This is a genomic window from Glutamicibacter sp. BW78 (genome assembly GCF_002332245.1).
In the GTDB taxonomy this organism is placed as follows: Bacteria; Actinomycetota; Actinomycetes; order Actinomycetales; family Micrococcaceae; genus Arthrobacter_H; species Arthrobacter_H rhombi_A.
The window spans coordinates 156,906-173,808 of sequence record NZ_NRGU01000008.1; the positions used below are offsets into that span (position 1 = coordinate 156,906).

Consider the following 16,903-nt stretch of genomic DNA (forward strand, 5'->3'; position numbering starts at 1 on the left):
GGGTACGGGGTGATCCCGGCGCAGGTCGCCCGGGATCTGATCCGTCGGGCCGGTGGACTCCGTGCCCACGGGACCGATGCCACTGGGACCGACGGCACCGAGACCGTTGGTCTTCCGGCCCCGGAGCAGTTGGCGTGGATCCGGCGGTTATATACGGCCCCGGAGACCGGGGGTCTGGTCGCCATGGACTCGCGGGCACGGATCTTCCCTGCGGGGTTGGCTCGTTTCATCGAGACTCGTGACCAGTGTTGTCGTAGCCCGTGGTGTGATGCCCCGGTCCGTCATCATGACCATGTGTTGGGGTGGGCTGCCGGTGGCAAGACCACGGCAAAGAATTCCGCGGGCCTGTGTGCTGATTGCAATTACAGTAAGGAAGCGTCCGGTTGGACGACCGAAACCGTGCCCGGGGACCGGCATACCACGGTGGTCACCACCCCGACCGGGCATCTTTATCGGTCCCAGGCGCCACCCTTGCCCGGAGATACCAGCTAGGAACCTTGGCTCGGCGAGCGTTTCAGCCCAAAGGTTTGAGCCGGTGGACGTCAGGCAAGGAGGAGATATCTGCGCCGCTGAGCGCCGTCGCCACCCAGAGGGATCTTTCGGCATCATCGAAGAGGCCTTCTTCGGCATAGGCCAGCACGTCCTCCACCGCCCGGGCCACCGCCCATCCCACCGCCAATTCATTATCGAGTCCCGCGGCTTCGCAGAGATGGTGGAGACGTCCTTGCAAGGCGCGGCCCGGATTTCGGGACGGCAGGTCAGCCAGTCGATGGTCGAGCATCGGCAGAATGGCAAATTCCCGGTCGCCGATCAACGGTTGGGGGTCGATGGCCACGAACTCTCCAGTAGATGGCCGACGGAGCGCATTGAAGAAGTGTAGATCGGAGTGCACTAAAAAGTCCTGATCGTCACGCCGGCCGACGGCGCCACGAATCTGGCAGAGTTCCAGCGCAGCCTCCAGCAGACGCCGGGGGAGGAGACCCGGGAGCTCGGCCCACCGGGCAGGAAGCTCATCATTCCAACGTTCGGCGAGGGCGTCGGTACGTTCCACCAGTTCGGCACCTGGGATGGCGGCGGGAAGCTGCCGGGCCGGCAGACTCAGCCGGGACATCAACGGTCCCCAGATATCACAGGCCTCCGGCAGGGGCATGGCACCTAGATCATGATCCGGGTCCAGGCGCTCCAACAACAAGAACACGTCCTCGTGGGTGAACAACCTGACCGCTCCCTGCCCGGACCACCACTTCAGCGCCGTGGCTTCCGTGGCCAAACCGGGGTCGGGAATCTGGCATTTGAGAGCCAGCGGGACATCAGCGGCGTCGATGACGGGAACCACGATGCCGGCATGACCGGCAAAAAAGGTACGGGGCGATGACGGATCGGGTGCCAGCTTCCACCGCTCGCATTGGGCCAGGACGCGTTCACCCAAGGTTTCCAGCCAGGGACGTCCTGCCGGCGAACGCAAGGCATGGTGCCTCAGCGCTGCTGGCAGATCGTGCAACTCATCGCGGAGGGCACCGCGGCCGCCAGGGGTGTCCATCAGCCTTCCTAGGTGAGGTCGGGAACGGTTTTCGCCAAAGTGAAGGAGCGCTCGGCCGCGAGCCAGGTTTCGGTGATCAGCGCCGATCGGGTCGGCTGCTCGGAAGCAGCCGCAGCATCACGGAGCAGACCGGCCAGCTGTGCCTCCGCATCGGCTACCGAGGTGATCGGTTTCGACGCGAAGTCTTTGGGGAGCTGGTAGGCAGGTTCCCTGACGGGGGAGCAGTCAGCTGGCAGCAGGTCCTCCAAGTGGTGACCCAACTCGGCGGAAGCCGCCGACAGCTTCCAGCCCTTCCGGGTGGAATCCCCGGGATGTTTGACGGCAGCCATCTGGTACCCATACGCCAGCCGGAAAGCTGCATCTGAGGCATGGCTCAGGGTGCCCGCTGAGATTTCGTCTTCTGGAGCGGCCTCATGGGGCGTGCCCTCCGGTGCTGTGGTGCCGGAGGCCGAAGAGCCCGGGTTCGTTGCTGGTGCTGACGATTTGCTGGCAGCAGCATCCGTTGAGGCCGCCGCCGCGCAGGATCCCTCCGGCAGACGGTGTTCCTCGGCCTTTTTCCAGCTCGCGGCCACTTCCGGGAGCCCGAGTTTCGGCAGTTTCTTCTCGGCACTGTCGGAGGGAGTCGTCCCCGCCAGTTGCTGGGCAGCCAGACGTTGTTCGATCCCCGCCCCCAGAAGGGCAGCGACGTCACCGGAGTCGGCTTTGCTCGCGGTGCTTAGCAGCCAGTTCGCCGAATCGGCCAACTCCACAGCCACCTCCGTGACGGCCGACGAGCCGGACTCCGCGGGGGTGGACGATGCCGCCTGACCTGTGGGGCTGGGGCTCTGTGCAGCTGCTGCCGAGGCGCTCTGGGAGACTTCTTGCTCCACGTGGGCAGCCAAGCCCGGTGTGAGAAGGTCCACATGTCGACGCAATAACGTGGAGATCCGTTCCAACTCGGCAGCCGAAGCGTCGTCCACCGTCGGCTCCTTGGCGGCCGGAGACGACGAAGGCGCCGAGGCGGATGCCGGTGCGCTACTTTCGTCCTGCCCGGGAGTTCCGCCGGCCAGGTCTTCGGCGGTCCCAGCCAAGGCCAGCATGTTCCGGGACGCTTTCTCCTGTGGGCTCAACTGCTGTCCGCCTCCCCGGGAATCCGGGCCCCAACGGCTCTCGATGGTCGTACCGATGCCGACCACAATGGCAGCAACCAAGAGCAATCCCAGGGTGCGCAGCAGGAACCTAGCGACTGCGGAGAGCCCGCGCCGTGGTGAATGGCGGGGGCCGTGGGGGGAAGGTGAGCGTGTAACCATCGACACGATCATCCCATGTGCCCCGCTCCTTGAGGCGCCCGATGCCGCCCGTGGCGGGCTCAATCTCCCAAAGATGGGCACCTATGAGCCGGTCGGGTGGTCTGGCTGCGGGTTGCCAGGTCGGCGGGGGCGCCAAATTGTCGATACTCTTGTACGCACAACATCGAATATGTGGGAGGAAGTCATGTCCGAACAGCCGGCAGGAACCCCGTCCGAAGGGCAACGGCTCAAGGAGTATCTGGAACCCACGGTCTCCGCCCACAACCTCCTTCTTGAAGATGTCGAGGTCCGTTCCGGCGCCGACCACCGCACCGTGAATGTCATCGTGGACCTATTTGAGGGGACCGGAAGCGTGGATCTTGACACGCTGGCCGAGGTCTCCCAAGCCGTTTCAACGGCCATGGACCAGGCGCCCGCTGAACCGGGACCGGCCTACGAACTCGAAGTTTCCTCACCCGGAATCGGGCGTCCGCTGACATTGCCGCGTCATTGGCGCCGAAACATCGGCCGTCTGGTCAAGATCAACCTGATTGGCGAAGACAATATCGCCGGACGGCTGACGGAAGCCGACGACGAGAGCATCACCGTCGTCCCCGACCTTCCGGTCAAGAAGGGCATGAAACCCAAACAGGGCGAGCCCCGCGTGATCGCCTATGGCGATATCCGTCGGGGCGCTGTGGACGTCGAATTCACCCGTTCGGGGCCCCTGGACGACGACGTATTAGAAATCGACGAGGCGCAGGAGGCCTGACATGGATATTGATATGAGCGCACTGCGACTCTTGGAATCGGAACGCGAGATTCCCCTACACCTGATCATCCCGACCATCGAGCAGGCGCTGGTCATGGCCTATCACAAGTCTCCCGGAGCGATCGATCGTGCCCGTGCCGAGCTGGACCAGAAGAGTGGCCGCGTCACCATCTGGGCCACGGATACCGACGAGGACGGTAACGAGCTCGCCGAGTTCGATGACACTCCCGAAGGCTTTGGCCGCATCGCCGCCAGCACCGCCCGGCAGATCATTCTCCAACGTCTCCGCGACGTGGAGGATGACAACATCCTCGGGCAGTTCAAGGGCAAGGAAGGCGAGCTGATCTCCGGTCAGATTCAGCAGGGCAACAACCCGATCATGATCCAGGTCAACTTGGGAACGATCGAGGCCCTCCTGCCACCGCCGGAGCAGGTCCCGGGTGAGAAATACATCCATGGTGCACGCATCAGGGCCTATGTCACCGACGTGCGCAAGGGCCTGAAGGGGCCTTCGATCACCCTGTCGCGTTCGCATCCCAACCTGGTGCGCCGGCTGTTCGAACTCGAGGTCCCCGAGATCGCCGACGGAACCGTCGAGATCGTCTCCCTGGCCCGAGAAGCGGGACACCGGACCAAAATCGCCGTGCGCCCCACGAAACCTGGAATCAATGCCAAGGGTGCCTGTATCGGTGAGATGGGTTCGCGCGTACGTGCCGTCATGAACGAGCTCTACGACGAAAAGATCGACCTCGTGGACTACAACGAGGATCCGGCGCGATTCATCGCCAACGCCCTCTCGCCGTCCAAGGTCAAATCGGTCACGATCATCGACGAGGCCGCCCGGCAGGCTCATGTGGTGGTCCCCGACTACCAGTTGTCCTTGGCTATCGGCAAGGAAGGGCAGAATGCCCGTCTCGCGGCCAAGCTCACTGGCTGGCGGATTGATATTTCCTCCGATGCCAACCCGAACGGGCGTGTTGAGGCGGTTCGCCCAGAGTGACCGTCAGCACCGATGCCCCATGGCTGGTGTGAAAAGCGGTAGACTAGTCAGTGGTCCGTTCAGGTCCGCCGACCCCAACCCAGGAGTTGACTCTCTCGCGTGAGCTCGCAGCATCAGCCGCAGCGTACGTGTATCGGGTGTCGGGAATCAACGGATCAGGATCAGTTGTTGCGTTGGGTGGTCGAAGGAACAGGCTCATGGGCCGTTCCCGACCCCAGTCGATGCAAGTCCGGTAGGGGTGCTTGGTTGCACCCCACGCCGGTATGTGCAGCCCGTGCCGTGAAGCGGCGGGCGTTTCGCAGGGCCTTCAGGGCCCCCGTGGACGACTCGCAAGTGAAATCGGCATTGGCCGCATTGGGTGTGCCCCCGCCGGGTGGTAGCACCGACTCAACCGTCAAACGTGAAAGCGGGTCAGAAATCTGATGGAAACCCGATGAGTGTCAAGCGATGAGCGCCTAACGATGACTAATCAGTTATGCGCAACGATCGGCATGCTGCCTCTTGGCGGCTACCGACCAAGCCCGAAACAGACGGTTCGCACCCGGTAAGAAGTGAGTGCAGGGGCGGACCGAGACAGGAGAAATGTGGCCAAGGTCCGCGTACACGAGCTCGCCAAAGAGCTCGGCATCACTTCGAAGGATGCAGTGGCAAAACTGCAGGAATTGGGCGAATTCGTCCGTTCCGCTTCGTCGACCATTGAAGCGCCCGTAGTCAAGAAGCTACGCAGCGCCTTCCCCCAGGCTGAAGCACCGGCAAAGCCGGCTGCCAAGGCACCACAAGCAGCTAAGCCGGCCACTCCGGCCCAGGAAGCCCCGGCCGCACCCGCGGCTCCGGCCACGCCGGCGTCCAATGCCCCGCGCCCCGGAGCACGTCCGGCCCCGAAGCCGGAAGCTACCCCGGAGGCACCAGCTGCTCCGGCAACGCCGGAACCCGCCATGGAGACGCCGGCAGCACCCGAAGCACCGGCCGCCGAGGAACCAGCAGCAGTGAAGCCGGCCGCCCCGCGTCCGACCTCAGCCAAGCCCGGTGCCCCGCGCCCCGGCAACAACCCGTTCTCATCCCAGCAGGGGATGCGCGGTAAGGACTCCGGCCCCGGTGGGCCGCGTCCAGGTGCCCGCTCGGGCGCGCCGCGTCCCGGGGGACCGCGTCCGGGAAACAACCCGTTCGCCTCCCAGCAGGGTATGCGTACCGGGGCCCCGGCAGGCCAGGGTGGACCACGTCCACCGGCCGGTGCCGGTGGTCCACGTCCGGGTGCACCCCGTCCGGGAGCTCCGCGCCCCGGTGCAGGTGCCCCGAGCGCCCGTCCGGGTGGACCCCGTCCGACCCCTGGCATGATGCCCAACCGCACCGAGCGTCCGGCTCCGGCCGGTGGAGGCCGTCCCGGTGCTCCAGGGCGCGGTGGCGGACCGGGCGGCCCCGGACGCCCCGGCGGCGGCTTCGGCGGCAAGGGCGGCGGTCGCGGTCGCGGCGGCACGCAGGGTGCCTTCGGCAAGGGAGGCGCCGGTCGCGGCAAGCAGCGCAAGTCGAAGCGGGCCAAGCGCCAGGAATTGGAGCAGATGAGTGCACCGTCGCTGGGCGGCGTGAGCATTCCCCGTGGCAACGGTGAGACCATCGTGCGTCTGCGCCGTGGCGCTTCCATCACCGACTTTGCCGACAAGATCGAAGCCAACCCGGCAGCACTGGTCACGGTGCTGTTCCACCTCGGCGAAATGGCCACGGCCACGCAGTCGTTGGATGAGGCGACCTTCGACGTCCTTGGTGGCGAGCTGGGCTATAAGGTCCAGATCGTTTCTCCGGAGGACGAGGAGCGCGAGCTGCTCGAATCCTTCTCCATCGACCTGGATCAGGAGCTCGAGGATGAGGGCGACGAGGATCTCATGGCACGGCCTCCGGTGGTCACCGTCATGGGCCACGTCGACCACGGCAAGACCCGCCTGCTCGATGCCCTCCGTAAGTCCAACGTCATCGAAGGCGAAGCCGGCGGCATCACCCAGCACATCGGTGCCTACCAGATCAGTCACGAACACGAAGGCAACGAGCGTGCTGTCACGTTCATCGATACCCCGGGTCACGAGGCCTTCACGGCTATGCGTGCTCGTGGTGCGAAGGTCACCGACATTGCCGTGCTGGTGGTCGCCGCGGACGACGGCGTCATGCCGCAGACCGTTGAAGCGCTCAACCATGCCCAGGCAGCAGACGTGCCGATCGTTGTCGCAGTGAACAAGATCGATAAGGATGCTGCGAACCCGGACAAGGTCAAGGGCCAGCTCGCCGAATACGGTGTTGTGCCCGAAGAATACGGTGGCGACACCATGTTCGTTGAGGTCTCGGCCCTGAAGAACCTGGGCATTGAAGAGCTCCTCGAGGCGGTGCTGCTGACCGCGGACGCCGCACTGGACATGCGCGCCAACCCGAATAAGGATGCTCGCGGCATTGCCATCGAGGCCAACCTCGACAAGGGCCGTGGTGCAGTGGCCACCGTGCTGGTTCAGTCCGGCACGTTGAAGGTCGGAGACACGATTGTCGCCGGTCAGGCCCATGGACGCGTCCGTGCCATGTTCAACGAGAACGGCGAGAACCTGGAAACGGCGACCCCGTCGCGTCCGGTCCAGGTACTCGGTTTGTCCACCGTCCCCCGCGCCGGCGACACGTTCTTGGTCACCTCGGATGAGCGGACGGCCCGCCAGATCGCTGAGAAGCGTGAAGCTGCCGACCGCAACGCCCAGCTGGCGAAGCGTCGTAAGCGCATCACCCTGGAAGACTTCGACCAGGCTGTTGCCGACGGCAAGATCGACACCCTCAACCTCATCCTCAAGGGTGACGTCTCCGGTGCCGTGGAAGCCCTCGAGGATTCGCTGCTCAAGATCGACGTGGGCGAAGGCGTGCAGTTGCGCGTCATCCACCGCGGGGTCGGCGCCATCACGCAGAACGACGTCAACCTGGCGACCGTGGACAACGCGATCATCATCGGCTTCAACGTCAAGCCTGCCGAGCGCGTTTCCGATCTGGCCGATAAGGAGGGCGTCGACATGCGCTTCTACTCGGTCATCTACGCGGCCATCGACGACATCGAGCTGGCCCTGAAGGGCATGCTGAAGCCGGAGTACGAGGAAGCCCAGCTGGGTACCGCGGAGGTCCGCGAGGTCTTCCGTTCCTCGAAGTTCGGCAACATTGCCGGCTCGATCGTTCGCAGCGGTACGATCCGACGCAACAGCAAGGCACGCGTCACCCGCGATGGCAAGGTCATCGGGGACAAGCTGACAGTGGATTCGCTGAAGCGCTTCAAGGACGACGCCACCGAGGTCCGCACGGACTTCGAATGTGGTATCGGTCTGGGCTCCTTCAACGACGTCAAGGAAGGCGACATCATCGAGACCTTCGAGATGCGCGAGAAGCCGCGCGCCTAAAGGCCAAGGCAGTACGACGCCGGACGCTCGCCTGACGGGCGGGCGCCCGGCGTCTTCTTTTCCACACAGCAGCAAGAACCAGCACAATGAATCCCCAGGAGGGCATCATGGCCGATCCGGCTCGCGCGGCACGGCTCGCGCAACGCATCAAGGTCCTGGTCGCGCAGTCGCTCGGCAAAGTGGTGAAGGATCCTCGCGTTGAAAACGTGACGATCACCGACACCCGCGTCACCAACGACCTGCAGAATGCGACCGTCTACTACACAGTCCTCGGTGAGGACGCAGAAAAGGCCGAGGCCGCCGCAGGGCTGGCCAAGGCCAAGGGAATCCTGCGCAAGGAGGTCGGGCGCAACCTGACCGTCCGGTTGACCCCCACCTTGGAATTCGTCGCCGACGAAATCCCCGTCAACGCCTCCAACCTGGAGGAATTGCTGCGCGAAGCCAAGGCCCGTGACGCGGAGGTGGCTGCCCTGGCTTCCGGGGCGACGCACGCAGGGGAAGCCGACCCCTATAAGCACGACGACGAGGACGACGAGGCCGAGGTCTAGGTCCCGCGTCCTTCACCATCGACGGCGGCTGCCGTGCAGGAGATCACCTGCGCGGCGGTCGCGGTCGTTTTTCGGGGCCGATGCCCCGCAGGCCGGATAGCGCCTCCAAGCACCCTGAACCTGGCATTGACTTCCCCGGGACACGGTCCTATCTTCGGTTCAGAAGTATCCATCGGAGGGGACTGAGACCATGAGCGGGTCTGAACGTTCCGTGTTGTGGGTGGCAATTCTTGCCTCGTTCGTGGCCTTTCTCGACGGCTCCATCGTCAATGTCGCCCTCCCGGCGATCGCCAGCGAACTGGGCGGGGGGATCACCACCCAGCAGTGGGTGCTCGACGGTTATCTGCTCACCCTCGGTTCGTTGATCATGGTGGCGGGCAGCTTATCCGATATCTTCGGACGGGTGCGGATCCTCCGCTTCGGACTCATCTTCTTCGGCGCTGCGTCACTCCTCTGTGCTGTGGCCCCCAGCACCGGCGTCCTGTTGACCGCACGTCTACTTCAGGGAGCTGCGGCCGCGCTACTGGTACCCAGCTCGTTGGCGCTGATCACTTCCACTTTCGCTGAAGGGCCCAGGGCGCGGGCCATCGGACAATGGACGGGCTGGACGGGCACGGCTTTCGTCGCCGGGCCGCTGTTGGGCGGCCTGTTGGTGGATGCTGTTTCTTGGCGGCTGGTTTTCGCCATTAACGTGGTCCCGATCGTCGTCACCCTGGTTCTACTGCTCAAGCTCCACGACCCGGTGAAACCCGTGGCTAGGACGCCGATCGATGTTCTCGGCGCGTTGCTGGCGGCTCTGGGGCTGGGGGGAACGGTCTTCGCCTTGATCTTCCAGGACGGGCGGGGGTGGGCAGATCCCTTGGTTTCCCTGCCGCTCGCCGGGGGACTGGCCTGTGTGGGCGCCTACGTCTGGAGGGAGAAGACGGCACGGCACCCGATGATGCCCCTTCACCTGTTTCGGGAGCGGAACTTCGGCATCGGAAACCTGGCCACTGCGGCGTTCTACGCGGGGATCACGCTGGGGACCTTCATCATCCCGATCTTCTTGCAGGAGACGGCAGGATTCACCGCCTTTTCAGCGGGAATGGCCACCATCCCCTTGACCTTGATGTCCTTGGCACTCTCCGCACTCTTTGGGACCTTTGCTGGCCGATACGGGCCCAGACTATTCATGTCCGTGGGCCCCGTGATCGGAGCTGCCGGCTTCCTGCTGATGCTCTCGGCAACGGAACCGCTGGACTACTGGCAGCAGATTCTGCCGGGTGTCGTGCTCTTCGGGCTGGGCCTGGCGGTGACCGTCGCCCCGCTGACCGCGGCAGTCCTCGGGGCCATCGACCCGGCACAGAGCGGCATCGGATCGGCCATCAACAACGCGGTGTCACGGGTGGCCGGTCTCCTCGCCGTTGCCGCCGTGGGTTGGTTCGCCGGTCCGGTCCTGGACTTCGCGGCGTTCCACCGGGTCCTCCTGGCGGCGGCGCTGCTGATGATCGCGGCCGGTGTCGTCTCGGCGCTGGGCATCAGCAACGCACAGAACGCCAGCGCCAGGCCCATTCCACCCGAGGCCACCGCGGCATGCCACGATCGAGTCGTCCCTGAGGGGCCGGAATTCCCCGGGATGTGAGCCGGACCGCGAGGAGACCTCGAGCACAGAAAAGGCTTCTGAAAACTTCGGTCAACTTGTCTTTCCGGGCGTATTTTGCCGAGTGTTCTCCGACGGAATCTGAGCCGAACCCACCGTTGCTTCGACTGACCCGACGGATCACGAGAGCTGGTGCCGTGCCCCGGGACGGCGGAATTCCTTCAGATCCGTTCGGTCCGGTGACCACCAGGTGCCCGTGCCGCCTATACTGGGGGACGTGAAAAAAGGTGCCAGCACAGATCAGGACGACGTCGGATCGGGACTGGTGATCGTCGACAAGCCGCAGGGCTGGACGAGCCACGACGTCGTCGGCCGGACCCGCCGTCTCGCAGGGACCCGCAAAGTCGGCCATGCCGGGACCCTGGATCCCTTGGCGACGGGGGTATTGGTCGTCGGGGTCAATAAGGCAACCCGCCTCCTGACCTATATCGTCGGTGCCACGAAGACCTACGAAGCCACCATCCGCCTAGGCGAGAACACCGTCACCGACGATGCCGAAGGCGAGCTCATCCAATCCCGCATTGCAGCGGCCGTCACCGAGGAACAGATCCACGCAGAGGTGACCGCGCTGACCGGTGACATCGACCAAGTGCCCTCCTCCGTCAGTGCCATCAAGGTCAACGGTGAACGGTCCTATGCTCGGGTGCGCAGCGGCCAGGAGGTTGACCTTCCGGCCCGCCCAGTCACGGTCAGTCGGTTCGAGGTCCATGAAGTTCGTCGCCTGCGCGGCGGCAAGATCCAGGACGTCGACGTCACGGTGGAATGCTCCTCCGGAACCTATATCCGTGCCCTGGCCCGTGACCTCGGCGAACATCTGGGTGTTGGCGGACATCTCACCGCCCTGCGGCGGACCCGGGTGGGCCCCTACGGCATCGACGGGGCCCGCACGATGGAACAACTGGCAGAAGAGTTCGGGATGCTTCCCCTGGACGAGGCAGCCAGAGCCCTGTTCGAAAACCGTGAACTCAGTGCCGAGGAAGCCACCGAACTATCCTTCGGACGCCGGATTAGCCCGAATCCCCACGACGATGTGGTCACCGCCGCATTCTCCCCGGACGGGACCTGCGTGGCGCTGTTGAAGAATAAGAGCGGGGCAGCCAAGCCCGAAATCGTCTTCGTCACTGCCTGAACCGCCGACCGTCCCCCTCCAGCCACCCGAAAGGTAGCCACCCACCGTGATCGTCGATGGATTTTTCATTGCCGGGGTGATCATCTGTGCACTCTCCGTGGTGTTGAGCGTCGTCGCCACGATCCTGCGCGATCATCCGGATGACTACGCCATCATCTCCGTGGCCGCGGTCGAACTCTTCCTGGTCGTCTACGGGATTGCCGCGGCGATCCGTCAGGCGGGTGGGGAAACGATCTCCGGTGAAGCCTGGGAGTTCTGGGGGTATGTGGCCACCGCCCTGTTCGTGCCAGTCGTGGCCTTCGCCTGGGCGATCACCGATAAGACCCGCTGGTCCAACGCCGTCCTGGCCGCCGTCGGCCTCACCGTTTTCGTCATGTTGTATCGCATGGAACAGATTTGGGATGGAGCCACCCTCGCATGAATTCACCCGCCACCCAGCACCCCAACAGCCGCCAAGCAGGTCTGGGACGCATCATCATCGCCGTCTACGGGATCTTCGCGATCTCCTCCACGGCCCGCGCCGGCTACCAGATCCTGACGAAGTTCGACGAAGCACCGCTGGCATATGGTCTCAGCGCCGTGGCAGCCCTCATCTACATCATCGCGACCATCGCCCTGGCCTCGAAGAAGCCCGGCAGTTGGAGGGTGTCCTTCCTCGCGGTCCTCATCGAACTGATTGGGGTCATCGTCGTGGGCATCCTCTCCTTCGCCGTGCCACAGGATTTTGCCCACCCCGCCGTCTGGTCGCACTTCGGTCAGGGCTATGGCTACATCCCGCTGGTGCTGCCGCTCATCGGCTTGTGGTGGCTGAACCGGCACCGCGAACCGCAACCTGCCAGCTAGCCGAATTCAGCTTCACGGGGCCCATCGTGAATAATGGAAAAGGCGTCAGCCCGGCCCCCGAAAAACCGCCGCATTCCCAAGGAGCACAGTGCACTACTGGAAAGGCCTCGAATCCGTCCCCCCGGACTTCGGGCCATCCGTCGTGACCATCGGCAACTTCGATGGTGTCCATCGCGGCCACCGTGAGGTTCTGTCCACGCTGACCCGTTTGGCCGCCGAACGTCATGCTGCCGCCGTGGCCATCAGTTTCGACCCGCATCCCGCGCAGGTGCACCGCCCCGATAGCTACCTGCCCCTCATCATGGGGCTGGCGGATCGGGTCGATTCGCTGGCCGAGACCGGCCTGGATGCCGTGTTGATGGTGAATTACACGCTGGCCTTCTCACAGGCCACCCCCGACGAATTCGTCCAGGACGTCATCGTCGATCGCCTGCATGCCTGCGCCGTCGTCGTCGGCCATGACGTGCGCTTCGGTCGCGGGAACGCCGGTGACTTCGACACCATGGTCGAACTGGGAAAGATCCACGGCTTCGACGTCATTGGCATCGACGACGTCGGGGAATCGCGTCGCTGGTCCTCCACCTGGATCCGGGAAGCCCTGACCGACGGGGATGTGGCCACCGCCAACGAAATCCTGGGCCGGCCGCATCGCATGCGCGGAGAAATCGTCCACGGTGCCGCCCGCGGCCGCGAACTCGGCTTCCCCACAGCAAATCTGGCCACCGACGCCTCAGGCATCATCCCCGCCGACGGCGTTTATGCCGGGTGGCTGGTCGACGAGGCAGGCATGCGCTGGCCGGCGGCCATCTCCGTCGGCTCGAACCCGACTTTTGAAGGTGTGAGCCGCCAGGTCGAGGCCCATGTCATCGACCGTCCTGACGAGGAGGTCGGGGACTTCGACCTCTACGGTCAACAATCCGTCGTCGAATTCGTCGCCCGACTGCGACCGATGGTGGCCTATCACGGCATCGAAGCGCTGATCGAACAAATGAATGAGGACGTCGAGCTGGCCCGCGGAGTCCTGGAACATGACCGGGCCGGCGCCTGAGCGCGAACCCGCCGAACCGGTGAGCAGGCCCGCAGCCGGCGCGCCGCTGCCCAACCTTCCCTCCGGCGGACCGGCCATTGATGCCTCCCGCCGGCTCGCCTTCGGAGCGGCCTTCGCCCACGGGGGAGGGCTCTATGATGCGGTCCGTCCCGCCTACCCCGTCGACGCCGTGGACTTCCTGGTCCCCGCCGGCGCCCGGGACGCGGTGGACCTGGGAGCAGGAACCGGCATCCTCACCGTGGAACTGGCGGCCAGGGGATTGCGGACGACGGCGGTGGACCCCTCCGAAGACATGCTCGCCCAACTGCGGCTCAAATCCCGGCCGATTCGCACCGTGCTGGCCACCGCCGAGGACACCTCGCTGCCCACCGAATCCTTCGACGTGGCCACCGCGGCGCAGGCCTGGCATTGGGTGGACGTGCCGGCCGCCTCCGCCGAGGCCGCCAGGATTCTGCGTCCACGGGGACGCCTGGCCCTGATCTGGAACCAACTCGACGTCACCGTTCCCTGGGTGCACCGGCTCAGCCGCATCATGCATGCCGGGGACGTGCACCGTCCCGACTTCGTCCCGGACATCGGGCCGGACTTTACGCGGTGGGAATCCATGGACCTGCAGTGGGAGCAGCAGGTGACTCCCGAGCTGCTGATCGAACTGGCCAAATCGCGGAGCTACTATCTGCGGGCCGAGGCGCCGATCCGCGCCCGGGTCGAGGGGAACCTGAGTTGGTACCTCCATGAGCATTTGGGGCATCACCCGGGGGAGCAGTTGGGGCTGCCCTACTTCACGCATGCCTGGCGGGCCCACCGGCGGTAGCAACGGTGATGATAGGCTGGTCGGTGGTGTGCGCTGCAGTCCGCGGTTGCGTGTCACCATGCCGGAGACGGCACTTGAACTGTTCGCGGTACAACTCCAGGAGTTAATGTGGCCCTCGACGCTACTGTTAAGAACGAAATCATCAAGGCTTACGCCACCCACGAAGGCGACACGGGCTCCCCGGAGGTACAGGTTGCTGTTCTCTCACGTCGCATTCTGGACCTGACGGAGCACCTGAAGACGCATCAGCACGACCACCACACCCGCCGTGGCCTCATGGGCATGGTTGGCCGTCGTCGCCGTATGCTCGGTTACCTCAAGGACACCGACATCGCCCGCTACCGTACGCTCATCGAGCGCCTCGGCCTGCGCCGCTAGTCGGTTCCGTGGAAGCGGCCCTCCCGCCGGGCAACCGGTCGGAGGGGCCGCTTCCGGGCACAGGGCCTGAGGCTCTGGGCCACCAACACCAATGAAATTCGCAGGACAACAGCCATCAAGGACATTCGCGGTCCTCGGTAGTGGTTTACGGGAAACCGGCACGACGCCGGCCATCCCGTGGGCCTCGATCGAAGACCGGGTGCCCCCTCCGGTGGAACCGGAGGAGAGGATCGGCTGGGCCTGCGCCACAACAGAAACGGAGGTGACTCTCCATGGAGGGTCCCGAAATTCAGTTTGCAGAAGCGGTCATCGATAATGGCCGGTTCGGAACGCGCACCATCCGCTTTGAGACCGGCCGTCTGGCCCAGCAGGCAGCAGGCGCTGCCATGGTCTACATCGACGACGACACGTCCATGCTCTCGGCCACCTCGGCTGGTAAGCACCCCCGCGAGGGCTTCGACTTCTTCCCGCTGACGGTGGACGTCGAAGAGCGCATGTATGCCGCCGGACGCATCCCCGGTAGCTTCTTCCGCCGCGAGGGCCGTCCCTCGACCGAGGCCATCCTGGCCTGCCGCCTCATGGACCGCCCGCTGCGTCCGGCCTTCGTCAAGGGCCTGCGCAACGAGGTCCAGGTGGTTGTCACCATCCTGTCCATGAACCCGGACGACCTGTACGACGTCGTGGCCATCAACGCCTCATCGATGTCCACGCAGCTCTCGGGCCTGCCGTTCTCCGGCCCCATCGGCGGCGTCCGCGTTGCCCTGGTCGACGAAGGAAACGGCGCCCAGTGGGTCGCTTTCCCGAAGCACTCACAGCTGGAGAACGCCGTGTTCTCGATGGTGGTTGCCGGCCGCGTCAGCGGCGACGACGTCGCCATCATGATGGTCGAGGCCGAGGCCACCGACCACGCCTGGAACCTGATCAAGGAAAACGGCGCCGTCGCCCCGACCGAAGAGGTCGTGGCCGAGGGCCTGGAGGCTTCCAAGCCGTTCATCAAGGTTCTCTGCGATGCCCAGGCCGATCTGGCTGCCCGTGCCGCGAAGCCGACCGTCGAGTTCCCGATCTTCCGCGACTTCGAGGACGACGCCTACGCCGCCGTCGAGTCCGCAGCATCGGCCAAGCTCACCGAGATCTTCGCGATCGCCGATAAGCAGGAGCGCGACAACGCCTCCGGCGCCTACCGCGACGAGGTCGTCGAGCAGCTTGCCGCTGAAGGCCAGCAGTTCGAAGGCCGCGAAAAGGAGATCTCCAAGGCCTTCGCCGCGGTGACCAAGCACGTCGTCCGCCAGCGCATCCTGACGGAACAGGTCCGCATCGACGGCCGTGGCCTGACGGACATCCGCCAGCTCACCGCCGAGGTCGAGGTCCTGCCCCGCGTGCACGGTTCGGCGATCTTCGAGCGCGGCGAAACCCAGATCATGGGTGTCACCACGCTGAACATGCTCAAGATGGAGCAGCAGATCGACTCGTTGTCGCCCGTGACGCGCAAGCGCTACATGCACAACTACAACTTCCCGCCGTACTCCACCGGTGAGACCGGCCGCGTTGGTTCGCCCAAGCGCCGCGAGATCGGACATGGTGCTCTGGCCGAACGGGCCATCGTCCCGGTGCTGCCGACGCGTGAGGAGTTCCCCTACGCGATCCGCCAGGTCTCCGAGGCCTTGAGCTCGAACGGGTCCACCTCCATGGGGTCGGTCTGTGCCTCGACCCTGTCGCTGCTCAACGCCGGTGTGCCGCTGCGCGCCCCGGTGGCCGGCATCGCCATGGGCCTGGTCTCCGACCAGGTGGACGGCCAGACCCGCTACGCGGCGATGACCGATATCCTCGGCGCCGAAGATGCCATGGGCGATATGGACTTCAAGGTCGCCGGTACCTCGGAGTTCGTCACGGCCATCCAGCTGGACACCAAGCTCGACGGCCTACCGGCCTCCGTGCTCGGAGCAGCCCTGAAGCAGGCCCGTGAAGCACGCCTGCACATTCTCTCGGTGATCAACTCCGCGATCGACGCACCGGATGAGATGAGCGAATTCGCTCCGCGCATCATCTCGGTGAAGATCCCCGTGGATAAGATCGGCGAGGTCATTGGCCCGAAGGGCAAGATGATCAACACCATTCAGGAGGACACTGGAGCCGACATCTCCATCGAGGATGACGGCACCGTGCTGATCGGTGCGACCAACGGCGAATCCGCCGAGGCCGCCCGTTCCGCCATCAACGCGATCGCCAACCCGATGGTTCCCGAGGTCGGCGAACGCTACCTCGGAACCGTGGTGAAGCTGACCACGTTCGGCGCCTTCGTGTCACTGACCCCGGGCAAGGACGGCCTGCTGCACATCTCGGAGCTGCGCAAGCTCTCCGGTGGCAAGCGCGTCGAGGATGTCGAAGACGTCGTCTCCGTGGGTCAGAAGCTCCAGGTGGAGATCACCAAGGTCGACGACCGTGGAAAGCTCTCGCTGGCACCCGTTGTTGCCGAAGAGGCCGAAACCTCGGCCGTCGACGCGTAAGGACGAGTACCAC

16 protein-coding genes are annotated in these 16,903 nt (G+C 64.9%); 14 read left to right on the forward strand and 2 right to left on the reverse strand.

The annotated features are described in order from the left end of the window. Positions 1–492: HNH endonuclease signature motif containing protein (locus CIK75_RS16280; protein ID WP_198962375.1), on the forward strand; the 492-nt coding region annotated here is incomplete at its 5' end. 22 nt (positions 493–514) lie between these two features. On the opposite strand, the gene CIK75_RS01560 is transcribed toward CIK75_RS16280, so the two are convergent. Together CIK75_RS01560 and CIK75_RS01565 are read right to left on the reverse strand one after the other, a co-directional pair. Continuing rightward, positions 515–1,540, reverse strand: coding sequence for an aminoglycoside phosphotransferase family protein (locus CIK75_RS01560; RefSeq protein ID WP_096223005.1), 1,026 nt, complete (start codon positions 1,538–1,540; stop codon positions 515–517). 8 nt (positions 1,541–1,548) lie between these two features. Beyond that, on the reverse strand, positions 1,549–2,835 hold the full coding sequence (locus CIK75_RS01565) for a hypothetical protein (protein WP_143413235.1): 1,287 nt from the start codon (positions 2,833–2,835) through the stop codon (positions 1,549–1,551). Positions 2,836–3,013: 178 nt separating this feature from the next. Here CIK75_RS01565 and rimP point away from each other — a divergent pair, with 178 nt between their 5' ends. The 13 genes from rimP (at position 3,014) to CIK75_RS01630 (ending at position 16,890) form a co-directional block, all read left to right on the forward strand. Next, positions 3,014–3,580, forward strand: a complete 567-nt coding sequence (gene rimP / locus CIK75_RS01570) for a ribosome maturation factor RimP (RefSeq protein ID WP_086997439.1) — start codon at positions 3,014–3,016, stop codon at positions 3,578–3,580. Position 3,581: 1 nt separating this feature from the next. Beyond that, positions 3,582–4,580: a transcription termination factor NusA gene (gene nusA, locus CIK75_RS01575; protein ID WP_086997435.1), complete on the forward strand. Its 999-nt coding sequence runs from the start codon at positions 3,582–3,584 to the stop codon at positions 4,578–4,580. 99 nt (positions 4,581–4,679) lie between these two features. Continuing rightward, positions 4,680–5,003: a YlxR family protein gene (locus tag CIK75_RS01580; RefSeq protein WP_096223007.1), complete on the forward strand. Its 324-nt coding sequence runs from the start codon at positions 4,680–4,682 to the stop codon at positions 5,001–5,003. Between the two features lie 161 nt (positions 5,004–5,164). After that, positions 5,165–7,987: a translation initiation factor IF-2 gene (gene infB / locus CIK75_RS01585; RefSeq protein WP_096223008.1), complete on the forward strand. Its 2,823-nt coding sequence runs from the start codon at positions 5,165–5,167 to the stop codon at positions 7,985–7,987. A 107-nt stretch (positions 7,988–8,094) separates the two neighbouring features. Further along, positions 8,095–8,535 (forward strand): 30S ribosome-binding factor RbfA, encoded by a 441-nt coding sequence (gene rbfA, locus CIK75_RS01590; RefSeq protein ID WP_086997480.1) that lies wholly within the window; start codon positions 8,095–8,097, stop codon positions 8,533–8,535. 190 nt (positions 8,536–8,725) lie between these two features. Continuing rightward, on the forward strand, positions 8,726–10,156 hold the full coding sequence (locus tag CIK75_RS01595) for an MFS transporter (protein WP_086997427.1): 1,431 nt from the start codon (positions 8,726–8,728) through the stop codon (positions 10,154–10,156). A gap of 235 nt (positions 10,157–10,391) precedes the next feature. Beyond that, on the forward strand, positions 10,392–11,303 hold the full coding sequence (gene truB, locus CIK75_RS01600) for a tRNA pseudouridine(55) synthase TruB (protein WP_086997424.1): 912 nt from the start codon (positions 10,392–10,394) through the stop codon (positions 11,301–11,303). 46 nt (positions 11,304–11,349) lie between these two features. After that, positions 11,350–11,724: a hypothetical protein gene (locus CIK75_RS01605; RefSeq protein ID WP_086997421.1), complete on the forward strand. Its 375-nt coding sequence runs from the start codon at positions 11,350–11,352 to the stop codon at positions 11,722–11,724. Next, positions 11,721–12,146, forward strand: a complete 426-nt coding sequence (locus CIK75_RS01610; RefSeq protein WP_086997418.1) for a hypothetical protein — start codon at positions 11,721–11,723, stop codon at positions 12,144–12,146. Before CIK75_RS01605 ends, CIK75_RS01610 begins: the two co-directional genes overlap by 4 nt. An 88-nt stretch (positions 12,147–12,234) precedes the next feature. Then, positions 12,235–13,194 (forward strand): bifunctional riboflavin kinase/FAD synthetase, encoded by a 960-nt coding sequence (locus tag CIK75_RS01615; protein WP_086997415.1) that lies wholly within the window; start codon positions 12,235–12,237, stop codon positions 13,192–13,194. Then, complete coding sequence (locus CIK75_RS01620; protein ID WP_096223009.1) at positions 13,175–14,008, forward strand: class I SAM-dependent methyltransferase; 834 nt, start codon at positions 13,175–13,177, stop codon at positions 14,006–14,008. Before CIK75_RS01615 ends, CIK75_RS01620 begins: the two co-directional genes overlap by 20 nt. A gap of 108 nt (positions 14,009–14,116) precedes the next feature. Beyond that, on the forward strand, positions 14,117–14,386 hold the full coding sequence (rpsO, locus tag CIK75_RS01625; protein ID WP_086997409.1) for a 30S ribosomal protein S15: 270 nt from the start codon (positions 14,117–14,119) through the stop codon (positions 14,384–14,386). 272 nt (positions 14,387–14,658) lie between these two features. Further along, positions 14,659–16,890 carry a polyribonucleotide nucleotidyltransferase gene (locus CIK75_RS01630; protein ID WP_086997406.1) on the forward strand — a complete coding sequence of 744 codons (2,232 nt, stop codon included), beginning with the start codon at positions 14,659–14,661 and terminating at the stop codon, positions 16,888–16,890. The last annotated feature ends 13 nt before the right edge of the window (positions 16,891–16,903 follow it).

Coding starts and splice junctions, on each gene's coding strand:
- nusA (WP_086997435.1), top strand. CDS start 3,582: ATGGATATTGATATGAGCGCACTGCGACTCTTGGAATCGGAACGCGAG.
- CIK75_RS01595 (WP_086997427.1), top strand. CDS start 8,726: ATGAGCGGGTCTGAACGTTCCGTGTTGTGGGTGGCAATTCTTGCCTCG.
- rimP (WP_086997439.1), top strand. CDS start 3,014: ATGTCCGAACAGCCGGCAGGAACCCCGTCCGAAGGGCAACGGCTCAAG.
- CIK75_RS01560 (WP_096223005.1), bottom strand. CDS start 1,540: ATGGACACCCCTGGCGGCCGCGGTGCCCTCCGCGATGAGTTGCACGAT.
- CIK75_RS01620 (WP_096223009.1), top strand. CDS start 13,175: ATGACCGGGCCGGCGCCTGAGCGCGAACCCGCCGAACCGGTGAGCAGG.
- rbfA (WP_086997480.1), top strand. CDS start 8,095: ATGGCCGATCCGGCTCGCGCGGCACGGCTCGCGCAACGCATCAAGGTC.
- CIK75_RS01630 (WP_086997406.1), top strand. CDS start 14,659: ATGGAGGGTCCCGAAATTCAGTTTGCAGAAGCGGTCATCGATAATGGC.
- CIK75_RS01610 (WP_086997418.1), top strand. CDS start 11,721: ATGAATTCACCCGCCACCCAGCACCCCAACAGCCGCCAAGCAGGTCTG.